Source organism: Streptomyces sp. NPDC051243 (assembly GCF_044455405.1).
GTDB lineage: Bacteria > Actinomycetota > Actinomycetes > Streptomycetales > Streptomycetaceae > Streptomyces.
In genome coordinates, this window is record NZ_JBITES010000004.1 from 171,206 (window position 1) to 193,942 (window position 22,737).

Here is a 22,737-nt window from a genome sequence, read left to right on the forward strand (position 1 = left end):
CAGGCCGCAGCAACTGTTCGTGCAGCAGCTGATGTCAGCGACCGGCGGAAGCGGCCATCCCATGATCCGGGGAGACGGTCAGTGGCAGACCCGCCTGTACGGCCGGTCCGGAACGTAGGTGCGCCACTGCGCCCGGGTCAGTTCCATGTTCCCGGCACGGGAGCAGACAAGGGACACCGCTCGGTCAGGATCCACGACGTACCGCTGGAGCGGGACGTGCTTGCCGCCCGCGTACAGCATGGTGCTGTCCGGGCTGAAGGCGAGCGTGTCGACGCTCCCACCGGGGGTGGGCAGAGAAGGGCCGAGTGGTTGCTGGGTCGCGATGTCCCAGAGTTGGACGGTGCCCGAGTCGCCGCCCACGGCGAGCGTGCTGCCGTCCGGACTGAACGCGAGAGCCCTGATCGCCTCGGCCGAGTCGGAGGACGGATCGACGGGTGCCAGAAAGACGTTCCTCAGGATGCCGGCCCGGTGGCGGAGGTCGCCGTCCCAGACGGCCACCCGCCCGGTCCAGTCGCCCGCCGCGAGGCCGGAGCCGTCGGGTGCGAAGGCGATGGCTCCGATGCCGTCGCGCTGGACGAGGTCATGGGCGTGGGACCGGCCTGCTCGGACGACGCGGTTGTCGGTCACGAGGAGCTTGCCGTCCCGGCTGACGGCCAGTTGACCGCCGCCCGGGCCGGGGAGGAGCGCCGTCCTCCGCTGCCGCGTGGTGTCCCATGTCTCGTTGACGTAGCCGTTCTCGGTCGAACGTGCGGTGAGGAGCGTGCGACCGCCCGGTCCCAGGGCGATCGCGTCCGTAGGCGTCGCGGACGCCGTCGCCAGGTCCACCGTGGTCTTCGTGCGTCCGGCGGCCACGTCCCACACCGTCAGACGCTGAGGCGCCGTCTCCCAGGGGGCGGAGATTCCGTACGCGAACGTGCCGCCGTCGGGGCTGAAGGACAGCAACGGCTCGGTGATCTCCCCGGGGACCGTCGGTATGCCGGTGCGGAAGGCGGGACGTGACGGCGTCGGCAGGGTGCGCAGCAGACGGCCGTCGCGCGTGTCCCGCAGTTGGACGACGTAGCGGTCGCCGATGCGTTCGGCGGTGGCGAGCGTCCTGCCGTCGGGGCTGAGCCGGACCCCGGCGAGCGGACTCCTGCGCCAGGCGTGGGTGAGCGTCGTGGTGAGGTCGAGGGTGTGGACCGTGCCCCCTTCGAGGTACCGCAGCAGGGGCCGCGAGGAGTCCCAGGCGAGATCGGAGAGCGACGCGTTGTCCAAGGAGTGCCGGAAAACGGGGGCGCCGCGGTTGGGCAGACGCCACACTCTGATCTCCTGGCCGCCGCCGGTCGCCAGAAACGAGCCGTCCGCGCTCACGACGGCCAAAAGGGCACCAGAGTGGGTGACGTCGGCGAGCTCTCGTCCTGACGAGGTGTCCCATACACGCACCCGGTCCCCGGAGAGAGTGAGGAGCCGGCCGCCGGTGAGGCCGAGGAAGGTGCGGTCACCATCACAGGCGCCGCGAGCGCTCGTCCAGGCACCGGACCGGACGCTGCGCGCGGAGGTGTCCCAGACCTGCGGGGCCCGGCCGCGCGGGCAGACGGCCAGCAGCCGGTCGTCGGCCGCCGCGGCGGCGCGCTCCCCGCTGCCGGCCGACGGGGTCCGGAAGACCAGATGGCCGTCGGTGACGGAGTAGAGCCCCACCCGGTCGTCGAACATGCTCGTCACCAGGTAATTGCGGTCACTCGCCCCGAAGCGCACGGTGTCCCCGAACGGCAGAGGACCCCCGATCCAGCGCCTCGTTCGGGTGTCCCACAGCCGCTGGGTCTGCCGGCCGGTCCGGATGACGAGTACCCGGCCGCCCGGCCCCGCGCCGAGTATCGCCCCGTGAGGTACCGGCCCCGAGGCGATACGGCGGTGGGTGCCTACGTCCCACGTCCGCCAGGTGTTGCCGCCGACGCTCACCAGGGTGCGCCCGGAGCTGTCGAGGTACCGGTTCGGTTCGTCACCGGGCGCCGGGTCGGTGAAGCTGTCCAGTTCGGGCTGGGCCAGCGCGCCCAGCAGGGCTCGGCGGGACTCCGGCAGCTCGGAGATGCGCCACGCGGCGACGCCGAGCAGCATCGCGGTGCGCGGGTCGGTGGTACGCAGCGCGTCGGCGACCGCGGCCACCCGGCGGGCCGCCGTGTCGGTGGTCTGCTGCTCGCTCTCCTGACGCAGTCGAACGGCGGTCAGGCCGACGACCAGGGCCACCGCCAGCACCGCGCAGAGCGAGGCCGTGAGCGTCCGGCTCCGGCGCCGGGCCCGGGTGGCGGCCCGCTCCTCCGCCACCCGCTGCTCCGCGGCGGCGACCAGGAAGGCCGTCTCCTCGGACGTCAGACCGTCGTAGCCGCGGTCGTCGCCCGCGAACAGCTCCTCGGCCCGCGCCAGGCGGGTGCCCCGGTAGAGGGTGCCCGGGTCGCGGTCGTGCTCCAGCCAGGTGCGGGCGGCGTCGGTCAGCCGCCGGTGGTGGCGCAGCCGCTCCCGGTCCGCGTCGATCCACTCGCGCAGCCGCGGCCAGCAGGTGATGAGCGCCTCGTGGGCGAGGTGCACTCCGTCGTCGTCGGTGGTCAGCAGCCGGGCCCGGGTCAGCCGCCCGACGACGGCCCGCACTTCGGGGTCCTCCCACCCGGCCATTTCCTCCCAGCCGAGCGGGCGGCGCGTGTCGGCGTTGCCCTGGCCGGGCTCGACCATCCGCAGGAGCAGGTGCCGGGCGGCGTGCGCCTGCGCCGGTGAGAGTTCCCCGTACGCCTCCTCGGCGCTGGCCGCGATCGCGCCGCGTACCCCGCCGGCCGCTTCGTACGCGGCCAGGGTCAGCATCCGTCCCTTGCGCCGCCGCCAGGTCTCCAACAGGGCGTGGGACAGCATCGGCAGTCCGCCGGGCTCGTCGAGCACGTCCTCGACGATCCGTGCGGTCAGGGTCCGCTCCACGATGAGCCCGGCCGCCTGCGCGGGTCGGACCACCGCCTCGCGCAGTTCGTCCGCGGTCATGGGCCTGACCAGGAGTCCGCTCCCGTGCAGCGCCTCCGCCAGTCGCGGGTGCTCGGCGCACCGCGCGTAGAAGTCGGACCGTACGGCTATGAGCACGCGCAGTCGGCTGCCCGGGTCGCGCGCGGCGAGCAGCAGGTCGAGGAAGCGGTCCCGCTCGGCGCGCTCGCGGCAGAGGGTGAAGACCTCCTCGAACTGGTCCACCACCACCCAGCTCTCCGGATCGTCGGCCGCCGGCGTCAGCAGATGTCCGTAGGTGGCGGCGGGCCGGGCTCCCGGAGTGAGGATCCGAAGGACCGCCGTACGTCCCTCCTGCGCGATCTTCTCCCGCAGCAGGGGGATCAGACCGGCCCGCAGCAGGGAGGACTTGCCGCTGCCGGACGCCCCGAACACCACGGCGAACGGGGACCCGCAACCCAGCTCGCTCAGCTCGTCGACCAGTCGGTCCCGGCCGAAGAACAGCTCACGGTCGTCCGGCTCGAAGCGCGTGAGGCCACGGTAGGGCGGGGCGGCGTCGGCATCCTCCTGCCTCTCCTCCCCGGCCAGCGCCTCGGCCTCCGCCCACCGTGCCTCCCACGGAGCGGGGTCGGCGCCGCAGGCCCGGACGTACGCCTGGAGCACGGCCAACGACGGCAGTCGCTCGCCGCTCGCCGCTTTCGCCAGGGTCGTCACCGAGAAGCCGGCCTTCTTCGCCATGGTCCGGTACGACACGCCACCGGATGAACGGCGCAGTTCCCGAAGATCGTGGGCGAGTCGCTGCACGGGACCGGCCGCCGGGTCGACCGGTCGTTCGGGGCGCCCCATGGCGAAGCCTCTTTCGCGGACAGGAAGAACAAGCTGATCAGCAGCACAAGGTACGTTTCGTCCTCCGCGGACGAGAACCCTTTCCGACTGTGATGTCAGCCCGAGAAGTACCTGACAACGTTCGGCGCATGAGGGCGATACGGCGTCCTCGGCGGCCGTGACCTGGGATGAAGCTCTCAGGTCACGGCGCGGGTTCAGCCGGCCGCGATGACCGTGGCGAGGGTCACGGCGGCGGGGAGGGCCTGGGCGAAGAGGATGCGGCGGTTGGCGGTGGCCGCGCCGTAGACGCCGGCGACGACGATGCAGGACAGGAAGAAGATCTGGACCCGGTAGCCGGTCGGGTCGTCGGCGATCAGGCCCCAGACCAGGCCCGCGGCGAGGAAGCCGTTGTAGAGGCCCTGGTTGGCCGCCAGCGTCGCGGTGGAGCGGGCCAGCTCGGCGTCGAAGCCGGAGAAGCGGCGGCCCGGGCCGCGCTGCCACAGGAACATCTCCAGGACCAGGATGTAGACGTGCAGCAGCGCCATGAGGGCGACGAGGACGACAGAGATCAGATGCATGCGGTGATTGTGCCGGTGCGGTGTCCGGTGTCGGTGGGGCGGTCGGTCCTTTGGTGGCCGGTCGGTCTTTCGGTGGCCGGTTGGTCTTTCGGTGGCCGGTCGGTCTTTCGGCTGAGCCGAGGGTTCCGGGGGCTGTGAACGGTGGCCGTTCGGCCGAGGTGGCCGATGTCGCCTGGCGCGAGATCGGAGCTCCCCTCCCCCAGGAGCTCGCCGATGCCACCCGAGTCACTCACCGTCGTCGCCGGAGTCAGGCCCGGCGATTCCGTGCTCGCCCCCGCACGACAGGAGCGTTCCGAGGACGGCCGCGAGTCGGCCCGCAAGAGCCCGCGCGTGTCCCGCGAGGTGCTGTTCTGGCTCGGGTGCGCGGGCTTCGCCCTGGCGCTCGCCGCCAGACGCGAGGCAGGAGGAGGCCGGCGTCGGTGTCTGCGCTGACGGTGCGGGGTGGGCGGCGGCTGGTGAAGAACGAGCGGCCGGCGGAGAGCGAGCGGTTGGCGGGGGTCGGGCGTGGATGAGGGGCAGGGCGTGCGGTCGGCGGGAGGTGGATGAGGGGCAGGGCGTGCGGTCGGCGGGAGTGCGAGTCGGGCTCGGGCGTCCGGACGCCTGTCTGGTGCGGGTCACCGTGCCGGCGGTGGTCGGACTCGTCGTGGCGCTGCTTCTTCCGTCAGGGGGGGCAGCGGCCGGCGGGGGACCCGCCGGGGGCCTCAAGAAGTACGTCGGTAACCGGCACGTCGGTAACTGGTCGTCGAAAACTGATACGTCTCGGTGAGGGGGACGCAGGGGAGGAGGCGCAGCCGAATCCCCTGCACGCGCGCGTGGGCCTTGTTCGCCACGCGCGCGTACGCCTTCCTCCTCACGCGCGCGTGAGGCCTCCGACCGCCCCCGACCCGCGCTACGCCGCGAGCCGCTGTACCAGCTGCTTCGCCTTCGTGGCGGCCTCGTCGAGGGCGCGCTCGTGGGAGGCCTCGAAGAGGGGGATGAGCTCGGCCATGTCCGGGTTGGCCGGGGCCATCGTGAGCTCCGGGACGATGAAGTCGAGGTCGGCGCCGAGGAAGTCGGCCAGGATCGCCGACAGGTAGTTCTGCACGTACTCGTATCCCTCGCGCGGTGTGCCCGGTCCGTACGCGCCGCCCCGGCTGGCGACCACCGTGACCGGGGTGCCCTTGACCGACTGGGCGCTGCCCGCCGTACGGCCGAACAGGACCACGTTGTCCAGCCACGCCTTCAGGGTCGACGGGATCGTCAGGTTGTACATCGGGGCGCCGATCAGCACGGCGTCCGCCCGCTCCAGCTCCTCGATCAGCTTCAGCCGGTCCGCGAAGGCCGCGGCCTGCTCAGGGCTGTGCGCGGCCGGATCGGAGAAGCCGGCGGTGTGCGCGTCGGCGGTGATGTGCGGCACCGGGTCCGTGGCGAGGTCGCGGTGGATCACCGTGCCCTCGGGGTGCTGTTCCTGCCAGGTGCGGCGGAAGGCGTCGGTTACGGCGCGGGAGGAGGAGGCGTCGGCCGGGAAGACCGAGGAGTCGATGTGCAGGAGCGTTGCCATGGGGGTCTCCAGAGGGGACGGGAGCGGACAGGAGCACCTGGCCGCAGGGACTGAAACTTCGTACTCGACTATGGATAACACAGTCACTTACTTTTTTTCATCCCCGTACGACAAGGCAGTACTCTGGGGGCATGGCGGCGGGTGAGCAGAGGCACGACGTAGCGGCGTGCAAACGGGTCGACGAGGGCATCAACCGCGTCTTCCAGCTCCTCGGAAAGCGCTGGACCGGTCCGATCGTGTCCGTCCTGACCGCGGGGCCCGCGTACTTCGTCGCCTTGCGCCGGGCGATTCCCGGCATCAGTGAGCGCATGCTCTCCGACCGGCTCACCGAGCTGGCTGCCGCGGGACTCGTCGTGCGTGAGGTGTACGAGGGGCCGCCGCTGCGGGTCGTGTACCGGCTGACGGAGGCGGGTTCCGCGCTCGAGCCCGCGCTGAGGGAACTCGGGGAATGGGCGAAGAAGCACCTGCCGGACGAGGCGGGGGCCGAGGGCTGCTGAAGCCTGGAGCTGAAGCCTCAGGCCTGAAACCCGAAGCCTGAAGGCTGAAGCCCGGAGCATGAAGCTGGAGCCTGAAGCCCGATGCCCGATGCCGGAATCCGGAAGCCCGAAGCCCGAAGCTGGAGCCTGAGCTCAGTTGCCGATATCGGTGGTTGCGCCGTGCCGGCTTTTCCACAGGCGCGGAGTTGTCCACAGGGTGTGACGGCTTTCGGCCACCGGCTGTAACGTCGGCACGAGTTGATGTTCGTGGCTGAGCGGGGGAGGCGGTCGGTATGACCGAGGTCGGTGCGGAGAGCGCGGCGGGTGCCGAGGCCGTGGGGGAGGCGGCCGTGGTGGAGGCCGCAGCGGTGACGCCGCAGTCGTCGTCGAAGGCCGTCTCGCGTCGGCTGCCCCGGGTCGGCGGATTCGCCGAGTGGCCCGGCGGCGGGTCGCCCAAGGAGGAGGGCAAGGCGCTGCGCGGGCGGGTACCGCGCGGTGATCACGCGATCCTCGATCTCGACCCGGCCCGTCCCGACGCGGTGGCCGCCGTCGAGGAGTCCAACCTGGGCCGCATCCCCGAGCTCACCCCGATAAGGGTCGGCCGGATGGCGGCCACGCCCTTCGCCTTCCTGCGCGGCTCCGCCGGACTCATGGCGTACGACCTCGCCCGCACCCCCATGACCCGGATCCGCGCCCAGATCTGCGGCGACGCGCACGCCGGGAACTTCGGCCTGTACGGCGACGCGCGCGGCGGCCTGGTCATCGACCTGAACGACTTCGACGAGACGCTGCTCGGCCCGTGGGAGTGGGACCTCAAGCGGCTCGCGGCCTCGCTCGTGCTCGCGGGCCGGGAGGCCGGCGCGGACGAGGACGCCTGCCGCAAGGCGGCCCACGACACGGTTGGTGCCTACCGGCGGACCATGCGGCTGCTGGCCAAGCTCCCGGTGCTGGACGCGTGGAACGCGATCGCGGACGAGGAGCTCGTCTCCCACACGGACGCGCATGACCTGCTCGGCACGCTGGAGCGGGTCGCGGAGAAGGCGCGCGGCAACACCAGTGGGCGCTTCGCGGCGAAGTCGACGGAGCAGACCGAGGACGGTGGCCGCCGCTTCGTCGACGCACCGCCGGTACTGCGCCGGGTCCCGGACGAGGAGGCGGCCTCGGTGGCGGCGTCGCTGGAGAGCTACGTCACCACACTCTCCGAGGACCGTCACCCCCTGCTCTCCCGCCATGCGGTGCACGACGTGGCGTTCCGGGTGGTGGGCACGGGCAGCGTGGGCGCACGCTCCTACGTCGTGCTGCTCCTGGACCACCGGGGCGAGTCGCTGGTCCTGCAGGTGAAGGAGGCCCGTTCCTCGGCTCTCGTCCCGCACCTGGTGACGGCCGGCTTCGAGGTGCCGGAAGTGGAGCACGAGGGTCGGCGCGTGGTGCTGGGCCAGAAGCGGATGCAGGTGGTCAGCGACATCCTGCTGGGCTGGACGACGGTCGACGGACGCCCCTTCCAGGTACGCCAGTTCCGCAACCGCAAGGGCAGCGTCGACCCGGCCGCGCTGGCCGCCGACCAGATAGACGACTACGCCCGCATGACCGGCGCCCTCCTGGCCCGCGCCCACTCCCACAGCGCCGACCCCCGCCTGATCTCCGGCTACTGCGGCAAGAACGAGGAACTGGACGAGGCGATCGCCACGTTCGCCGTCACCTACGCCGACCGCACGGAGGCGGACCACGCGGCACTGGTGGCGGCGGTGCGGGCGGGGCGGATCGCGGCGGAGATGGGAGTGTGACCGGGCGCGGATGTGGGGCAGTCAGCCTGCCCGGCGTTTGAGGACGAGGCCCGTTCAGGGTCGAAGCGGGGTCTGGGGCGGCAGGCCCGGCCGGCCCGCGACGATGCCGGTGTCGTCCGGGCGGCGGTGCCCGGGGCTCGGTTCGGCTGACGCAGTCACACGTGGCCTACGCTGGTCGGGTGACGACGCCGGAAGCTGAGCAGTCCCAGGCCGAGCCCGCTGGTGCGGGGACGCGGAGCGGTGCCGAGGTGCCCGCCGGTGGAGGCGAGCAGGGTGGTGAGGCGCAGATGACCGCCGAGGACGGTGGGGTTCCGCCCTGCTCCGGCGAAGCCGAGAGCCTCGGTGACGCACGGCCCGAGGAGCGGCTGGAGCGGGCCGTGCGGGCCGCCGAGCAGGCGTTGATCGAGTACGAGATCGCGGTGGAGACCTTCCGCGTCGAGGTGGAGAACTTCTCCCGCCTGCACCACCAGAAGCTCGGCCCGATGTACGCACGCCTCGACGAGCTGGACGCCTGTATCGCCGAGGCCACGGCCGCCCGCACCGGCGACCCCGAGGACATCCGCAAGGCCGACGAGGCACGCGCGCGCGTGCTGCCGATGCCCGGCGTCGAGGAGCTTTTCCACGGCTGGATGGACAGCGAAGGGCTGTTCCCGGAGGCCGAGGCGATGCTCACCGACCAGCCGGTACGGCCGCCCCAGCGGGTGCGCCCCAGCGACGAGGCCCGCAAGCTCTACCGCGAGCTGGCCCGCAAGGCCCACCCCGACCTCGCCCAGGAAGAGGCCGAGCGTTCCCGGCGCGAGGAGTTCATCACCCGCGTCAACGCCGCCTACGCCCGAGGCGACGAGGCGCTGCTGCGGGAGCTGGCCGAGGAGTGGGCCGCGGGCCCCGTGCCCAAGGAGCAGGGCCCGACTCCCGCCGAGGAGCTCTACGCCCGCCTCGAATGGCTGGCCCAGCGCAAGGAGATGCTCACCCTGGTCGCGAAGGAGCTGGAGGAGAGCGCGATCGGCGCGATGCTCCGCCTCGCCCCCGACGACCCGGACCGTCTGCTCGACGAGATCGCCGAACAGCTCCTTGCCCAGGTGGCGCAGCGGGAAGCGGAACTGGCGGCTCTGCTCGGGTAGGCGATGCGGATACGGCCCTCAGGGGCACGGGGCTGTAGCGATCTGCGGCTCCGCCGCGTGGGCCCCTCTGGGAGCCCGGCGCCGGTCGGCGCAGCGTCGGGTAGCGTCGGAGCCATGCATTTCGGATCTGGCGTACCCACGGTCGAGGTCGCGGACCTCAAGGACGACGACTTCCTTCTCGACGTCCGCGAGGACGACGAATGGCAGGCGGGCCACGCCGAAGGCGCCCTGCACATCCCCATCAGCGAGTTCGTCGCCCGCTACGGCGAGCTGACCGAGGCCGCCCCGCAGGACGGCCGCGTCCATGTGATCTGCCGCTCCGGCGGGCGTTCCGCGCAGGTCGCGATGTACCTCGTCCAGCAGGGCATCGACGCCGTGAACGTCGACGGCGGCATGCAGGTGTGGGCGGCGGCGGGACGTCCCGTGGTGAACGACGAGGGCCGGCCCGGCTTCGTCCTGTAGGGCGGCCGGACCAGCCGGTCAGCCCAGCGGGTGCGCCGCCAGCAGCTCTCCCAGCGCCTCCTCGTGTGCCGCCGCCGGGCCGAGTGCCAGCTCCAGGTGCTTGGCCCAGGCGTGGTACCGGTGCAGCGGATAGTCGACGTCGGCGCCGAAGCCGCCGTGCAGATGCTGGGCGGTCTGCACGATCCGCCGTACGCCCTCCGAGGCCCAGATCTTGGCGACGGCCACGTCTCCGGAGGCGGGCAGCGCTCCCGGCGCCCCCGACGCGATCCGCCACGCGGCCTGCCACAGCGTGGCCTCCATCGCGCGCAGGTCGATGTAGCGGTCGGCGGACTGTACGGCGACCGCCTGGAACGTGGCGATCGGATGCCCGAACTGCTCCCGCTTGCTCGCGTACTGCGAGGTCATCCCCAGCACCCGCTCACCCAGGCCGAGCGCCAGCGCACACGTCCCGGTGGCGAGCAGCTCCCGTAGCCACTCCCACGCCCCCTCGGCATCGATGACCTCACGCGCCGCCACCCGCACCGACTCCAGCCGCAGCTCCCCCAGCCGTTCCCCGCTGGTCGAGAACTGCTCGGCGAGCGAGGCCCCCTCGGCACCGCGCGACACCAGCGCGAGGACGGTCCGGTCGGCGGACGTACGGGCCGGTACGACGACGAGATCGGCGTCGTACGCCCAGGAGACCATGGTCTGCACGCCGTCCAGGACCCACCCGGCAGCGTCCTGCCGGGCGGTCACCGCGAGCTCGGCCGGGTCGTGGCCGGTGCGGCCGTGCGCGGCGACCGTCAGCACCACCTCACCGCGCCCGGCCCGCGCGAGCAGCTCGGATTTCAGCTCGGGGCCGCCGTACGCCTGGACGGCCGCCATCGCCGCGCTGCTCTCCAGCAGGGGCACGCGCGCGAGCACTTTCGCCGACTCGCGCAGCACCAGGCACAGCGCGACGGCGTCGAGGCCGGCCCCGCCGTACTCCTCCGTGAGCAGCAGGCTGAGCAGGTCCGCGTCGGCGAGCCGGCCCCACAAGGCGCGGTCGAAGTCGTCGGCGACGGCACCCGGCGTGAGCGCCGGGGAGGGCACGGCGTCCGGCGCGACCCCCGAGAACACCCCGTGCGCCGCCTCGGCCGCCGCCTGCTGCTCCTCGGTGAAGGTGAAGTCCACGGTCCCTGCCCTTCCACACGTCCGCGCCGACAGCGATCTGACGGTGCGTCAAGATAGAACAGGTTCTAGAAGAAGGGAATGCTCCGTGGAGGACCTGCGTAAGGTCCCCCATGGTCCCCGTACGGGCGTGCAGGACCCCCGTAGGGTGTGGACAACCGCGGCCCGACAGGGGCTGTGCCCGGCGGGTGGGCCTGAGTACCGTTCCCCTGCGAGCGCTGAGGCAGGACGGAACGGACCGGAATCGGGGAAAGAACGGCATGGCAGACGCGTACGACGCAGGCTCGGCCGCCCGTCAGGGGCCGCAGGAGGAGCCGGCGGACGTCCTGCCCGCTGTCGTGCCCGCGTCCGCGCCTCCCGCCGTGCCGTCACCCGAACCCCGAACCGGCGTGGCCGCCCTCTCCCTGCGGTACCAGATCGGTGCCGCCCTGGCCCTCGCGGTCGTGGCGATCGCCGTCTGTGTCCACATCGGCATGGTGTTTCTGCACGTCGCGCCGCCGAACACGGTCACCAAGCAGCACGGCAAGGCGATCGACGACTGGATATACCCGGAGTTCGAACAGAACTGGAAGCTGTTCGCCCCCAACCCGCTGCAGCAGAACATCGCGGTGCAGGTCCGGGCCGAGATCAACACGGGCGACGGCGATGTCCACACCACCGGCTGGCACGACCTGTCCGCCCAGGACGGCCGGGCCATCGACGGCAATCTGCTGCCCAGCCACACCCAGCAGAACGAGCTGCGCCGGGCCTGGGACTTCTTCGTCGCCACGCACGACGCCCAGAACCGGCCCGTGGGCCTGCGTGGCGCCCTGTCGGAGACCTATCTGCGGCACATAGTGCAGCAGCGACTCGAGCGCGCGAACGCGGCCGGCGAGGGCGGTGCCATTGAACGCGTCCAGGTCCGCTCCCGCACCACCAACGTGCCCCCGCCCGAGTGGAGCGACGAGCAGGTCTCGGACAAGCCGACCTACCGCGTGCTGCCGTGGTGGTGGGTCCCGGAGGACGGTGACGACGCCGGCGCCGCGGCCGCTGAGGGCGCGGGCCAGGCCCGTCATTCGGGCGCGGCCGCGGGAGGCGCACGGTGAACCGCTTCTCCCTCGCGATCTCCTCCGGCATCGCCCGCATCACCGAGTCGGCCCTCGGCCCGTACCAGACGGCCGTCATCCGCATCGGCTTCACCGCGACCTGGCTGCTCTTCCTGCTGCGCGAGTTCCCCCACCGCCAGGAGATGTACGGCCCCGACGGCACCTGGGACTTCGATCTCGCCCAGCAGCTGATCGGCACGAACGGTGCCTTCACCGCCCTGATCTGGTCGAGCAGCCAGGTCTGGTTCGAGTCCGTCTACGCCTTCGCCGTCCTGACCAGCGTGCTGCTGCTGCTCGGCTGGCGCACCCGCACGATGTCGGTGCTGTTCATGGTCGGCGTGCTCTCGCTGCAGAACCGCTCCGTCTTCATGGGCGACGGCGGCGACAACGTGCTGCACCTGATGTGCGTCTACCTCGTGTTCACGCGCTGCGGGCAGGTCTGGTCGCTGGACGAGCGCCGGGCCGGGCGCGCGCGCGAGGCTCGCGTGCGTGGCGAGCGGGTCGCACCGGACCGGGTCGGCCCGGCCCTGTGGGGCGTGCTCGGGTTCGCGCTGGTCGCGGTGACCGTGGCCGGCCGCCTCGACGGCGACCTGACCGTACCGGTGATCCTGTGGGCGGTCTGGCTCGGGCAGGCCGTGTGGTGGATCGTGGACCGCCGCGCGCGGACCGCCCAGCCCCGCATCCTGCTCGACGTCGTCGGCAACGTCGTGCACAACGGCGCCCTGCTGGTGATCATGGCCGAGGCGTGCCTGATCTACGCGACCGCCGGCTGGTACAAGATCCAGGGCTCCCGCTGGCAGGACGGCACCGCCGTCTACTACCCGCTGCACCTCGACTACTTCTCGCCCTGGCCCGCCCTCGCCGACCTGCTGTCGTCCAGCGGCACGATGGTGATGCTCATCACCTACGGCACGGTCATCGTGCAGGTCGCCTTCCCGTTCACGCTGTTCAACCGGCGGGTCAAGAACGTCCTGCTCACCGCGATGATCACCGAGCACGCCGTGATCGCGGTCGTCCTCGGCCTGCCGTTCTTCTCGCTGGCGATGATCGCGGCGGACGCGGTCTTCCTGCCGACGCCGTTCCTGCGCCGTCTGGGCGACTGGGGAGCACGCGCGCGTGACGGGCTCTCACGTCGGCTGTCGCGTCTGGTGCGGCGCGGCGACCACCGTACGGCGCTCCCCGGGCCGCGCACCCCGGAGAACCCCGAGCACGCGCACGTAGGCTTCGGGGCATGACCCTGACCACCTGGAACCGGCTCGCGGAGACGTCCGTGCTGCTCGACGGCTTCCACGCCCTCAAGCACGCGGTGCGCTTCGGCGCTCGGGTGCCGGTGGCGGTCACCGTCGACCGGGAAGCCACCCTCGCCCTCGCCGACGAACTGGCGCCTGACGTACGGGACGCCCTGGACGCCCTCCTCACGCAGGTCCCGGAGTCGACGTACACGTCCCTGGTGCCGCGCCCGCACCCCACCGCGGTGGCCGCCTTGGCCGTACGACCGCCCCGCGCGGCCAACCTCGAAAAGCTGGCGCACACCCCCCGCACCGCCCCGATCGTGGTCCTCGACAACCCCCGCAACCTCGGCAACGCGGGCGCCGTGATCCGCCTGGCCGCCGGCTTCGGCGCGACCGGTGTGGTCACCACCGGCACGCTCGACCCATGGCACCCCACCGTCGTACGCGGCGGGGCGGGCCTGCACTTCGCGACGGCGGTGGAGCGGCTGGGCGTGGACGAACTGCCACCAGGACCGGTCTTCGCACTGGACCCGGAGGGCGACGACATCCGGGGCGTGAAGCTCCCGGATGACGCCGTCCTGGCCTTCGGGTCGGAGCGCAGCGGCCTGTCGGCCGAACTACGCGCGCGTGCCGGCTATTTGGTGTCCCTGCCGATGACACCCCAGGTCTCCAGCTACAACTTGGCGACGAGCGTGGCGATGACGCTGTACCACTGGAGCCTCACCAAGGCTTAGGCCTGCCCACCAGGCTCAGGCCTCCCGACGCACCTCGACGACCCGGAACCGGTTGGCGACGAACGCACCGTCGCACAGCGCCGAGTTGGCCGCCGGGTTACCCCCCGAACCGTGGAAGTCGGAGAACGCGGCGGTCTGGTTGACGTACACCCCGCCCGTGAGGTTCAGCGACAGCTGCGCCGCCTCTTCCAGGCACGCCTCCTGTACGGCCTGCTCCACCTCCCCGTCCGTGGTGTACGCGCCGACGGTCATCGCACCCTTCTCGCGCACCGTCCGCCGCAGCAACTCCACCGCGTCCGCGGCCGAGTCGACCGCCACGGCGAACGACACCGGCCCGAAGCACTCGCTCATGTACGCGGCCTCGTCATCCGGCTTGGCCCCGTCCAGCTTCACGATCACCGGCGTACGGACCACCGCGTCCGGGAACTCCGGGTTGGCGACCTCGCGGGAGGCGAGAGCGACCTCTCCGAGGCCGGCGGCCGCGTCCAGACGTGCCTTGACGTCGGGATTCACGATCGCGCCGAGCAGCGCGTTCGCGCGGGCGTCGTCGCCGAGGAGGCCGTCGACCGCGCGGGCGAGGTCGGCGACGACCTCGTCGAAGGTCCTGGGGCCCTCCTCGGTGCGGATGCCGTCGCGGGGGATGAGCAGGTTCTGCGGGGTGGTGCACATCTGGCCGCTGTACAGGGACAGCGAGAAGGCCAGGTTGGACAGCATCCCCTTGTAGTTGTCGGTGGAGTCGACGATCACCGTGTTGACGCCGGCCTTCTCGGTGTAGACCTCGGCCTGGCGGGCGTTGGCCTCCAGCCAGTCGCCGAACACGGTCGAGCCCGTGTAGTCGATGATCCGGATCTCCGGGCGCAGGGCCAGGGTTTTCGCGATGCCCTCGCCGGGCCGCTCGGCGGCCAGCGCGACCAGGTTGGGGTCGAAGCCCGCCTCGGCGAGCACCTGCCGCGCGACCTGCACGGTGAGCGCGAGCGGGAGCACCGCGCGCGGGTGGGGCTTGACGAGGACCGCGTTGCCGGTGGCCAGGGAGGCGAACAGGCCCGGGTAGCCGTTCCAGGTCGGGAAGGTATTGCAGCCGATGACCAGCGCGATACCGCGCGGGACCGGCGTGAACTGCTTGTTCAGGGCGAGCGGGTCACGCTTGCCCTGCGGCTTGGTCCACTCAGCGGTGTCCGGGGTGCGGACCTGCTCGACGTAGGCGTACGCCACCGCCTCCAGGCCGCGGTCCTGCGCGTGCGGGCCACCCGCCTGGAAGGCCATCATGAAGGCCTGGCCGGACGTGTGCATGACCGCATGGGCGAACTCGTGCGTACGGTCGCTGATCCGCTTGAGGATCTCCAGACAGATCACGGCGCGCATCTCGGCGCCCGCGTCCCGCCACTGCCGCATGCCGGACCGCATGGCCGGCAGCAGCTCGTCGAGGTTCGCGTGCGGGTACTCGACGCCCAGCTCGATGCCGTACGGGGAGACCTCGCCGCCCACCCAGTCGTCCGTCCCGGCCTGGCCGAGGTCGAGGCGGTTGCCCAGGAGGGCGTCGAAGGCGGCCTTGCCCGCCGCCGCGTCCAGGCTGCCGTTCTCGCCGTAGGCCTTGGGGTGCTCGGGGTGCGGGGACCAGTACGCGCGCGTGCGGATCGCTTCCAGCGCCTGGTCGAGGGTGGGCCGGTGCTTGGCGATGAGCTCGTGGGTGGTCAGTTCGGCGGTGGCCATGCGGGACCAACTCCTCGTTTCCTGAGCTCTTCGTCGAGCTCATGACCTGGGCAGAAACATGGGCAGGAATGGGCGGTCAGAGTTAGAGTAACCGAACGATCGGTCGGTTCAAGGGGGTCCGCCGCATCTGTGGAAAACCCCGTGCGGGAGGATCGCGCACATGACAGCACTCGACCTCAGCAGCCCCGTGGCCGTCGTCGGCACCGGCACCATGGGCCAGGGCATCGCCCAGGTCGCGTTGGTCGCCGGCCACCCCGTACGGCTGTACGACGCCGTTCCCGGGCGGGCCCAGGACGCGGCCGACGCGATCGGCGCGCGCCTCGACCGGCTCGTCGAGAAGGACCGCCTCACCGGCGCCGACCGAGACGCCGCCCGCGCGCGGCTGCTGCCCGCCGGGTCGCTCGCCGACCTCGCGGACTGCGCCCTCGTGGTGGAGGCCGTCCTGGAGCGCCTCGACGTCAAGCAGGAGCTGTTCCGGGAGCTGGAGGGCATCGTCGGCGAGGACTGTCTGCTCGCCACCAACACCTCGTCCCTGTCGGTGACGGCGATCGGCGGCGCCCTGCGCAATCCCGGCCGCTTCGTCGGCCTGCACTTCTTCAACCCCGCGCCGCTGCTGCCGCTGGTCGAGGTCGTCTCCGGGTTCGCCACCGACGTCACGTCGGCCACGCGCGCGTACGAGACGGCACGCGCCTGGGGCAAGACGCCGGTGGCCTGCGCCGACACCCCCGGCTTCATCGTCAACCGCATCGCCCGGCCCTTCTACGCCGAGGCCTTCGCCGTCTACGAGGCGCAGGGCGCCGACCCCGCCACCATCGACGCGGTCCTGCGCGAGTGCGGCGGCTTCAAGATGGGCGCGTTCGAGCTCACCGACCTCATCGGGCAGGACGTCAACGAGTCCGTCACGCACTCCGTGTGGCAGTCCTTCTTCCAGGACGTGCGCTTCACGCCGTCGCTCGCCCAGCGGCGCCTGGTCGAGTCGGGCCGGCTCGGCCGCAAGAGCGGGCACGGCTGGTACGACTACGCGGAGGACGCCGAGCGCGACGAGCCGCACACCGCGGAGCGGGCCCCCCAGCCCGCCTACGTCGTCGCCGAGGGCGATCTGGGCCCGGCGTCCGAACTGCTCACGCTGATCCGCGAGGCGGGGATCCCCGTGCGCGAGGAGGACGAGGACCACGGCACCCGCCTGGTGCTGCCCGGCGGCGGCCAGCTCGCCCTAGCCGACGGCCAGACCTCGGTGGAGTTCCGGGACGTCGTCTACTTCGACCTCGCCCTCGACTACCGCCGGGCCACCCGCATCGCCCTGTCCGCCTCCCAGGACACCTCGCCGCAGACCCTCGCCGAGGCCACCGGTCTCTTCCAGGCACTCGGCAAGGACGTCAGCGTCATCGGCGACGTCCCCGGCATGATCGTCGCCCGCACGGTCGCCCGCATCGTCGACCTCGCGCACGACGCCGTCGCCAAGGGCGTGGCGACCGAGGAGGACATCGACACGGCGATGCGCCTCGGGGTGAACTACCCGCTCGGCCCCTTCGAGTGGAGCCGCAGGCTCGGCCGCAACTGGGCGTACGCCCTCCTCGACGACCTGCACCTGCGCGACCCCTCCGGGCGCTACGCGCCGTCCCTCGCGCTGTACCGCCACGCGTACGCCTCCGACAAGCGGGAGGGCAGCACCTCATGACCACCGCCAAGCGCGACACGTACACCCCGGAGACGCTGCTCTCCGTCGCGGTGCAGGTCTTCAACGAACGCGGCTACGACGGCACGTCCATGGAGCACCTCTCCAAGGCGGCCGGCATCTCCAAGTCGTCGATCTACCACCACGTCACGGGCAAGGAGGAGCTGCTGCGCCGCGCCGTCAGCCGAGCGCTCGACGAGCTCTTCGGGATCCTCGACGAGGAGCCCGCGCGCGTGGGGCACACCGCCGACCGCCTGGAGTACGTCGTACGGCGCATGGTCGAGGTGCTCATAACCGAGCTGCCCTATGTGACGCTGCTGCTGCGCGTGCGCGGCAACACGGAGACCGAGCGATGGGCCCTGACGCGGCGCCGCGACTTCGACCACCGGGTCGCGGACCTGCTGAAGGCGGCCGCAGCCGACGGGGAGGTGCGCGCCGACGTCGAGGTGCGGCTGGCGACCCGGCTCGTCTTCGGGATGATCAACTCGATCGCGGAGTGGTACCGCCCGGACGGCCGCGGCATGAACGAGCGCGAGGTCGCCGACGCGGTGGTGCGGCTGGTCTTCGGGGGGCTGCGGCGGGCGGGCTGACCGCGCCTTCTGCGGCGGTCGGCTGAGTACGTGCGCGTGGACGGATGAGTACGCCACCCGATGTCCGCGGGCGGGCCCGGCTGGTGAGCTGTGACGCATGATCGAGAACGATGCGCAGCTCTCCGCCGCCGACCCGACATGGCGGACGGCGCCTCTCGCGGCCACGCTGCTGGGACTGCCGCTCCTCGTGTGGGAGTACTTCATGTACGGCGACGACAGCTACGTCAGCGCCCCCGAAGTGCTGCTCTACGGAGGACTCGTCCTGCTCGCGATCGCCTGGGTGCTGCCGCGTCGCCGGTCGGCGCGGATGCTGCGGGTGACGGCGGCCGTCGCCGGGTTCGTGTGCGCGATCCTTCCGGTGCTGTTCCTGGTGTGGCTGGCCATGATCTGGCCCTCGGGCTGACAGCAGGGGCGGCCCCTCAGCCCTGCGGCTCCAGGTCCTCCTCCTCGAACACCAGCAGCGTGCGTGTACTGAGCACCTCGGGTATCGCCTGCAGGCGGGTGAGGACCAGCTCGCGCAGGGCGCGGTTGTCGGGCGTGTGCACCAGGAGCAGGACGTCGAAGTCGCCGCCCACCAGGGCGATGTGGGAGGCGCCCGGGAGCTGGCGGAGCTGTTCACGGACCGTGCGCCAGCTGTTCTGGACGATCTTCAGGGTGATGTACGCCGAGGTGCCGTGGCCCGCGCGCTCGTGGTTGACGCGGGCACCGAAACCGCGGATGACGCCGTCCTCGACGAGGCGGTTGATGCGGGCGTAGGCGTTGGCGCGCGAGACATGGACCCGCTCGGCGACCGACCGTATCGATGCGCGGCCGTCGGCCTGGAGCATCTGCAGGATGTCCTGATCGATCGCGTCGAGCGGACGCGGGGGCGGCAGGGGGGTGCCTTCTTCCGGGCTCTCGGCCATTTGTTCAGGCACCATGTCCCCCCACCTTCCCGCCGTGGACGTACTGCGTTCATTGGAGGCTGTGGAGAACCGTTTGTCCACAGCCTGAGGGGGCCTGTAGCCAAAATGTGCCGACGACCGAACAATCGGTAGGTGAGGCGCATCACCGTAGCTGCGCCTCCCGTAGCCGCTCCCACGAGGAGGTGCCGTCATGACGGTCATGGAGCAGCGAGGCGCGTATCGGCCATCGCCGCCGCCCGCCTGGCAGCCCCGTATGGACCCCGCGCCGCTGCTGCCCGACGCCGAGCCCTACCGCGTCCTCGGCACCGAGGCGGCCGCGAAGGCCGACCCCGGCCTGCTGCGCCGGCTGTACGCCGAGCTGGTGCGGGGCCGTCGGTACAACGCGCAGGCGACCGCGCTCACCAAGCAGGGCCGCCTCGCGGTGTATCCGTCCAGCACCGGCCAGGAGGCCTGCGAGGTCGCCGCCGCGCTCGCCCTCGAGGAGCGCGACTGGCTCTTCCCGAGCTACCGCGACACCCTCGCGGCCGTCGCACGCGGCGTGGACCCCGTCGAGGCCCTGACCCTGCTGCGCGGCGACTGGCACACCGGCTACGACCCGTACGAGCACCGCGTGGCCCCCCTGTGCACGCCGCTCGCCACCCAGCTTCCGCACGCCGTGGGCCTCGCGCACGCCGCCCGCCTCAAGGGCGACGACGTGGTCGCGCTCGCCATGGTCGGCGACGGCGGCACCAGCGAGGGCGACTTCCACGAGGCGCTGAACTTCGCCGCCGTATGGCAGGCGCCGGTCGTCTTCCTGGTCCAGAACAACGGCTTCGCGATCTCCGTACCGCTCGCCAAGCAGACCGCGGCCCCGTCGCTGGCCCACAAGGCCGTCGGCTACGGCATGCCCGGCCGCCTGGTCGACGGCAACGACGCGGCCGCCGTGCACGAGGTGCTGAGCGACGCCGTACGGCACGCGCGCGCCGGCGGCGGGCCGACGCTGATCGAGGCGATCACCTACCGCATCGACGCGCACACCAACGCCGACGACGCGACCCGCTACCGCGGCGACTCCGAGGTCGACACCTGGCGCGGGCACGACCCCATCGCCCTCCTGGAGCACGAGCTGACCGAACGCGGCCTGCTCGACGAGGCCGGCAAGCAGGACGCGCGGGACGCCGCCGAGGCGATGGCCGCCGACCTGCGCGAGCGCATGAACCAGGACCCGGCGCTCGACCCGATGGACCTGTTCACGCACGTGTACGCCGAGCCCACCCCGCAACTGCGCGAGCAGCAGGCCCAGTTGCAGGCGGAACTCGACGCCGAGCACGGCCATCAGGAAGGTGCGCACCGATGACCACCGTCGCCGTCAAGCCGGCCACCATGGCGCAGGCCCTCACGCGCGCGATGCGCGACGCCATGGCCGACGACCCCACCGTGCACGTCATGGGCGAGGACGTCGGCACCCTCGGCGGTGTCTTCCGGGTCACCGACGGTCTCGCCAAGGAGTTCGGCGAGGACCGTTGCACGGACACACCGCTGGCCGAGGCGGGCATCCTGGGCACGGCGGTGGGCATGGCCATGTACGGTCTGCGCCCGGTCGTGGAGATGCAGTTCGACGCGTTCGCCTACCCGGCGTTCGAGCAGCTCATCTCGCACGTGGCGCGCATGCGCAACCGCACCCGCGGCAAGATGCCGCTCCCCATCACCGTCCGCGTCCCCTACGGCGGCGGCATCGGCGGCGTCGAGCATCACAGCGACTCCTCCGAGGCGTACTACATGGCGACTCCGGGGCTCCATGTCGTCACGCCCGCCACCGTCGCCGACGCCTACGGCCTGCTGCGCGCCTCCATCGCCTCCGACGACCCGGTCGTCTTCCTCGAGCCCAAGCGGCTGTACTGGTCGAAGGACACCTGGAACCCGGACGACCCGCGGACCGTTGAACCCATTGGCCGCGCGGTGGTGCGGCGCTCGGGTCGGAGCGCCACGCTCATCACGTACGGACCGTCCGTGCCCGTCTGCCTCGAAGCCGCCGAGGCGGCGCGGGAGGAGGGGTGGGACCTGGAAGTCGTCGACCTGCGCTCGCTGGTGCCGTTCGACGACGAGACGGTCGCCGCCTCGGTACGGCGGACCGGGCGGGCGGTCGTCGTGCACGAGTCGGGCGGGTTCGGCGGCCCGGGAGGGGAGATCGCGGCCCGGGTCACGGAGCGCTGCTTCCACCACCTGGAGGCGCCGGTGCTGCGTGTGGCCGGGTTCGACATCCCCTACCCGCCGCCGATGCTGGAGCGTCACCACCTGCCCGGCGTGGACCGGATTCTGGACGCCGTGGGGCGTCTGCAGTGGGAGGCGGAGAGCTGATGCCACAGGTGTTCGAGTTCAAGCTCCCCGACCTCGGGGAGGGGCTCACCGAGGCGGAGATCGTCCGCTGGCTGGTGGAGGTCGGTGACGTCGTCGCCGTCGACCAGCCCGTCGTCGAGGTCGAGACGGCCAAGGCGATGGTCGACATCCCCTGCCCCTACGCCGGCGTGGTCACGGCCCGCTTCGGCGAGGAGGGCACGGAGCTGCCCGTCGGGGCACCGCTGATCACGGTGGCGGTGGGGGCACCCGCCTCCGGCGGTCCGGCCGAGGCGCCGGGCGGGAGCTCGGACGAGGGCTCGGGCAACGTCCTCGTGGGCTACGGCACCGCCGCGCCTCCGGAGCGGCGCAGGCGGGTGCGGCCGGCCGCTCCGACGACATCGACGGGACGCCCGTCGGCCGGGACGGCGAACGGCACCGCCGCGCGCGAGGCCGCGCCGACCGCCGCCAGTGCCGGCACGGCGACACCCGAGCCCGCCGGCACGGGCGTGGCGCGGCCGGTCGGCACAGGCGCCGCGGCGGGGCACGGCCCCGTCGGGCACGGCCGTGACACCGCACCGGCCGAGGACGAGACCCGCAGCGAGGGCCCCGTGCCCGTGATCTCGCCCCTCGTCCGCCGCCTCGCCCGGGAGCACGGCCTGGACCTGAGGGAGCTGCACGGCTCCGGCCCTGACGGTCTGATCCTGCGGGCGGACGTGGAGTACGCGCTGCGGGCCGCCGAGGCGCGCGGACGGACGACCCAGCCGTCGGCCGAACCGCACCCGCGCGTGACGCCGACCACCCCGGCCCCCTCCGCGCCCGTCCCGCCCGCGCAGACCCCCGTCCGCTCCTCCGCCCCGCTCGGCGGCATCCGCACCCCCCTCAAGGGGATCCGCGGTGCCGTCGCCGACAAGCTCTCCCGCAGCCGGCGCGAGATCCCGGACGCCACCTGCTGGGTGGACGCCGACGCGACCGAGCTCATGCGGGCGCGGACCGCGATGAACGCCGCAGGGGGACCGAAGATCTCCCTCCTCGCCCTGCTGGCCCGTATCTGCACCGCCGCCCTGGCCCGGTTCCCCGAGCTCAACTCCACGGTCGACATGGAGGCCAGGGAGGTCGTCCAGCTCGACCATGTGCACCTCGGATTCGCCGCACAGACCGAGCGCGGGCTCGTGGTGCCGGTCGTGCGCGACGCACACGCGCGGGACGCGGAGTCGCTGACCGCGGAGTTCGCCCGGCTGACCGAGGCGGCCCGCACGGGCACCCTCACACCCGCGGAACTCACCGGCGGCACCTTCACGTTGAACAACTACGGCGTGTTCGGTGTCGACGGCTCCACGCCGATCATCAACCACCCCGAGGCCGCGATGCTCGGCGTCGGCCGCATCATCCCCAAGCCCTGGGTGCACGAGGGCGAGCTGGCGGTCCGGCAGGTCGTCGAGCTCTCGCTCACCTTCGACCACCGGGTCTGCGACGGCGGTACCGCAGGAGGCTTCCTGCGGTACGTGGCGGACTGCGTGGAACAGCCGGCGGTGCTGCTGCGCACGCTGTGACGGTTGCGCGGCCAGTCCCTTCCCCAGCGTTCCCTGTGATCGCGGGGGCC

General features: G+C 72.2%; 20 protein-coding genes. 14 read left to right on the forward strand and 6 right to left on the reverse strand.

Annotated elements, in window-relative coordinates:
- Positions 1-78 precede the first annotated feature (78 nt).
- Entirely contained in the window at positions 79-3,801 is a 3,723-nt protein-coding gene (locus ACIBAG_RS11345; RefSeq protein ID WP_399103603.1) for a helix-turn-helix domain-containing protein, read from the reverse strand.
- A 194-nt stretch (positions 3,802-3,995) separates the two neighbouring features.
- Positions 3,996-4,358: a DUF1304 domain-containing protein gene (locus tag ACIBAG_RS11350; RefSeq protein WP_399103605.1), complete on the reverse strand. Its 363-nt coding sequence runs from the start codon at positions 4,356-4,358 to the stop codon at positions 3,996-3,998.
- A 213-nt stretch (positions 4,359-4,571) separates the two neighbouring features.
- On the opposite strand from ACIBAG_RS11350, the gene ACIBAG_RS11355 reads away from it, so the two are divergent.
- Positions 4,572-4,790 carry a hypothetical protein gene (locus ACIBAG_RS11355; RefSeq protein WP_399103607.1) on the forward strand — a complete coding sequence of 73 codons (219 nt, stop codon included), beginning with the start codon at positions 4,572-4,574 and terminating at the stop codon, positions 4,788-4,790.
- A gap of 457 nt (positions 4,791-5,247) precedes the next feature.
- Here ACIBAG_RS11355 and ACIBAG_RS11360 read toward each other — a convergent pair whose 3' ends face one another.
- Positions 5,248-5,898 (reverse strand): FMN-dependent NADH-azoreductase, encoded by a 651-nt coding sequence (locus tag ACIBAG_RS11360; RefSeq protein WP_399103609.1) that lies wholly within the window; start codon positions 5,896-5,898, stop codon positions 5,248-5,250.
- A 131-nt stretch (positions 5,899-6,029) separates the two neighbouring features.
- Between ACIBAG_RS11360 and ACIBAG_RS11365 the strand changes: the two genes are divergently transcribed.
- The 4 genes from ACIBAG_RS11365 (at position 6,030) to ACIBAG_RS11380 (ending at position 9,741) form a co-directional block, all read left to right on the forward strand.
- The gene (locus tag ACIBAG_RS11365; RefSeq protein WP_399103611.1) at positions 6,030-6,395 is read left to right on the forward strand and encodes a winged helix-turn-helix transcriptional regulator; all 366 of its coding nucleotides are present in this window, start codon (positions 6,030-6,032) and stop codon (positions 6,393-6,395) included.
- 272 nt (positions 6,396-6,667) lie between these two features.
- The gene (locus ACIBAG_RS11370; protein WP_399103613.1) at positions 6,668-8,158 is read left to right on the forward strand and encodes a DUF2252 domain-containing protein; all 1,491 of its coding nucleotides are present in this window, start codon (positions 6,668-6,670) and stop codon (positions 8,156-8,158) included.
- A 179-nt stretch (positions 8,159-8,337) separates the two neighbouring features.
- Positions 8,338-9,279, forward strand: coding sequence for a hypothetical protein (locus ACIBAG_RS11375; RefSeq protein WP_399103615.1), 942 nt, complete (start codon positions 8,338-8,340; stop codon positions 9,277-9,279).
- A gap of 114 nt (positions 9,280-9,393) precedes the next feature.
- Positions 9,394-9,741: a rhodanese-like domain-containing protein gene (locus tag ACIBAG_RS11380; RefSeq protein ID WP_399103617.1), complete on the forward strand. Its 348-nt coding sequence runs from the start codon at positions 9,394-9,396 to the stop codon at positions 9,739-9,741.
- 18 nt (positions 9,742-9,759) lie between these two features.
- Here the strand turns inward: ACIBAG_RS11380 and ACIBAG_RS11385 are convergent, their stop codons facing one another.
- Positions 9,760-10,893 (reverse strand): acyl-CoA dehydrogenase family protein, encoded by a 1,134-nt coding sequence (locus tag ACIBAG_RS11385; protein WP_399103619.1) that lies wholly within the window; start codon positions 10,891-10,893, stop codon positions 9,760-9,762.
- Positions 10,894-11,150: 257 nt separating this feature from the next.
- On the opposite strand from ACIBAG_RS11385, the gene ACIBAG_RS11390 reads away from it, so the two are divergent.
- Genes ACIBAG_RS11390 through ACIBAG_RS11400 form a run of 3 tightly spaced genes read left to right on the forward strand, consistent with a single transcriptional unit; the run spans position 11,151 to position 13,941 of the window.
- Positions 11,151-11,975: a DUF5819 family protein gene (locus ACIBAG_RS11390; protein WP_399103621.1), complete on the forward strand. Its 825-nt coding sequence runs from the start codon at positions 11,151-11,153 to the stop codon at positions 11,973-11,975.
- The gene (locus ACIBAG_RS11395) at positions 11,972-13,210 is read left to right on the forward strand and encodes an HTTM domain-containing protein (RefSeq protein WP_399103623.1); all 1,239 of its coding nucleotides are present in this window, start codon (positions 11,972-11,974) and stop codon (positions 13,208-13,210) included. The genes ACIBAG_RS11390 and ACIBAG_RS11395 overlap by 4 nt, the downstream gene beginning before the upstream one ends.
- Complete coding sequence (locus ACIBAG_RS11400; protein ID WP_399103625.1) at positions 13,207-13,941, forward strand: TrmH family RNA methyltransferase; 735 nt, start codon at positions 13,207-13,209, stop codon at positions 13,939-13,941. The genes ACIBAG_RS11395 and ACIBAG_RS11400 overlap by 4 nt, the downstream gene beginning before the upstream one ends.
- Positions 13,942-13,956: 15 nt before the next feature.
- Here the strand turns inward: ACIBAG_RS11400 and paaN are convergent, their stop codons facing one another.
- Positions 13,957-15,651, reverse strand: a complete 1,695-nt coding sequence (gene paaN / locus ACIBAG_RS11405) for a phenylacetic acid degradation protein PaaN (protein WP_399103627.1) — start codon at positions 15,649-15,651, stop codon at positions 13,957-13,959.
- Between the two features lie 160 nt (positions 15,652-15,811).
- Between paaN and ACIBAG_RS11410 the strand changes: the two genes are divergently transcribed.
- From ACIBAG_RS11410 to ACIBAG_RS11420, 3 genes are all read left to right on the forward strand, one after another.
- Positions 15,812-17,329, forward strand: coding sequence for a 3-hydroxyacyl-CoA dehydrogenase (locus tag ACIBAG_RS11410; RefSeq protein WP_399103629.1), 1,518 nt, complete (start codon positions 15,812-15,814; stop codon positions 17,327-17,329).
- Positions 17,326-17,916 carry a TetR/AcrR family transcriptional regulator gene (locus ACIBAG_RS11415; RefSeq protein WP_399103630.1) on the forward strand — a complete coding sequence of 197 codons (591 nt, stop codon included), beginning with the start codon at positions 17,326-17,328 and terminating at the stop codon, positions 17,914-17,916. Before ACIBAG_RS11410 ends, ACIBAG_RS11415 begins: the two co-directional genes overlap by 4 nt.
- 97 nt (positions 17,917-18,013) lie before the next feature.
- On the forward strand, positions 18,014-18,319 hold the full coding sequence (locus ACIBAG_RS11420; protein ID WP_399103632.1) for a hypothetical protein: 306 nt from the start codon (positions 18,014-18,016) through the stop codon (positions 18,317-18,319).
- 16 nt (positions 18,320-18,335) lie between these two features.
- On the opposite strand, the gene ACIBAG_RS11425 is transcribed toward ACIBAG_RS11420, so the two are convergent.
- A complete protein-coding gene (locus ACIBAG_RS11425; protein WP_399104493.1) occupies positions 18,336-18,821 on the reverse strand; it encodes an Lrp/AsnC family transcriptional regulator in 486 nt (161 codons plus the stop codon).
- Between the two features lie 190 nt (positions 18,822-19,011).
- Between ACIBAG_RS11425 and pdhA the strand changes: the two genes are divergently transcribed.
- The 3 genes from pdhA to ACIBAG_RS11440 are packed head-to-tail and all read left to right on the forward strand — an operon-like array spanning position 19,012 to position 22,687.
- Positions 19,012-20,157 (forward strand): pyruvate dehydrogenase (acetyl-transferring) E1 component subunit alpha, encoded by a 1,146-nt coding sequence (pdhA, locus tag ACIBAG_RS11430; protein ID WP_399103634.1) that lies wholly within the window; start codon positions 19,012-19,014, stop codon positions 20,155-20,157.
- A complete protein-coding gene (locus ACIBAG_RS11435) occupies positions 20,154-21,158 on the forward strand; it encodes an alpha-ketoacid dehydrogenase subunit beta (RefSeq protein WP_399103636.1) in 1,005 nt (334 codons plus the stop codon). Before pdhA ends, ACIBAG_RS11435 begins: the two co-directional genes overlap by 4 nt.
- Positions 21,158-22,687: a dihydrolipoamide acetyltransferase family protein gene (locus ACIBAG_RS11440; RefSeq protein WP_399103638.1), complete on the forward strand. Its 1,530-nt coding sequence runs from the start codon at positions 21,158-21,160 to the stop codon at positions 22,685-22,687. Before ACIBAG_RS11435 ends, ACIBAG_RS11440 begins: the two co-directional genes overlap by 1 nt.
- Positions 22,688-22,737: the final 50 nt, after the last annotated feature.

What these genes read in the sequence shown, in the direction of transcription:
- ACIBAG_RS11345 (WP_399103603.1), bottom strand. Translation starts at nt 3,801, where the DNA reads ATGGGGCGCCCCGAACGACCGGTCGACCCGGCGGCCGGTCCCGTGCAG.
- ACIBAG_RS11350 (WP_399103605.1), bottom strand. Translation starts at nt 4,358, where the DNA reads ATGCATCTGATCTCTGTCGTCCTCGTCGCCCTCATGGCGCTGCTGCAC.
- ACIBAG_RS11355 (WP_399103607.1), top strand. Translation starts at nt 4,572, where the DNA reads ATGCCACCCGAGTCACTCACCGTCGTCGCCGGAGTCAGGCCCGGCGAT.
- ACIBAG_RS11360 (WP_399103609.1), bottom strand. Translation starts at nt 5,898, where the DNA reads ATGGCAACGCTCCTGCACATCGACTCCTCGGTCTTCCCGGCCGACGCC.
- ACIBAG_RS11365 (WP_399103611.1), top strand. Translation starts at nt 6,030, where the DNA reads ATGGCGGCGGGTGAGCAGAGGCACGACGTAGCGGCGTGCAAACGGGTC.
- ACIBAG_RS11370 (WP_399103613.1), top strand. Translation starts at nt 6,668, where the DNA reads ATGACCGAGGTCGGTGCGGAGAGCGCGGCGGGTGCCGAGGCCGTGGGG.
- ACIBAG_RS11380 (WP_399103617.1), top strand. Translation starts at nt 9,394, where the DNA reads ATGCATTTCGGATCTGGCGTACCCACGGTCGAGGTCGCGGACCTCAAG.
- ACIBAG_RS11390 (WP_399103621.1), top strand. Translation starts at nt 11,151, where the DNA reads ATGGCAGACGCGTACGACGCAGGCTCGGCCGCCCGTCAGGGGCCGCAG.
- ACIBAG_RS11400 (WP_399103625.1), top strand. Translation starts at nt 13,207, where the DNA reads ATGACCCTGACCACCTGGAACCGGCTCGCGGAGACGTCCGTGCTGCTC.
- paaN (WP_399103627.1), bottom strand. Translation starts at nt 15,651, where the DNA reads ATGGCCACCGCCGAACTGACCACCCACGAGCTCATCGCCAAGCACCGG.
- ACIBAG_RS11410 (WP_399103629.1), top strand. Translation starts at nt 15,812, where the DNA reads ATGACAGCACTCGACCTCAGCAGCCCCGTGGCCGTCGTCGGCACCGGC.
- ACIBAG_RS11415 (WP_399103630.1), top strand. Translation starts at nt 17,326, where the DNA reads ATGACCACCGCCAAGCGCGACACGTACACCCCGGAGACGCTGCTCTCC.
- ACIBAG_RS11420 (WP_399103632.1), top strand. Translation starts at nt 18,014, where the DNA reads ATGATCGAGAACGATGCGCAGCTCTCCGCCGCCGACCCGACATGGCGG.
- ACIBAG_RS11425 (WP_399104493.1), bottom strand. Translation starts at nt 18,821, where the DNA reads ATGGCCGAGAGCCCGGAAGAAGGCACCCCCCTGCCGCCCCCGCGTCCG.
- pdhA (WP_399103634.1), top strand. Translation starts at nt 19,012, where the DNA reads ATGACGGTCATGGAGCAGCGAGGCGCGTATCGGCCATCGCCGCCGCCC.
- ACIBAG_RS11435 (WP_399103636.1), top strand. Translation starts at nt 20,154, where the DNA reads ATGACCACCGTCGCCGTCAAGCCGGCCACCATGGCGCAGGCCCTCACG.
- ACIBAG_RS11440 (WP_399103638.1), top strand. Translation starts at nt 21,158, where the DNA reads ATGCCACAGGTGTTCGAGTTCAAGCTCCCCGACCTCGGGGAGGGGCTC.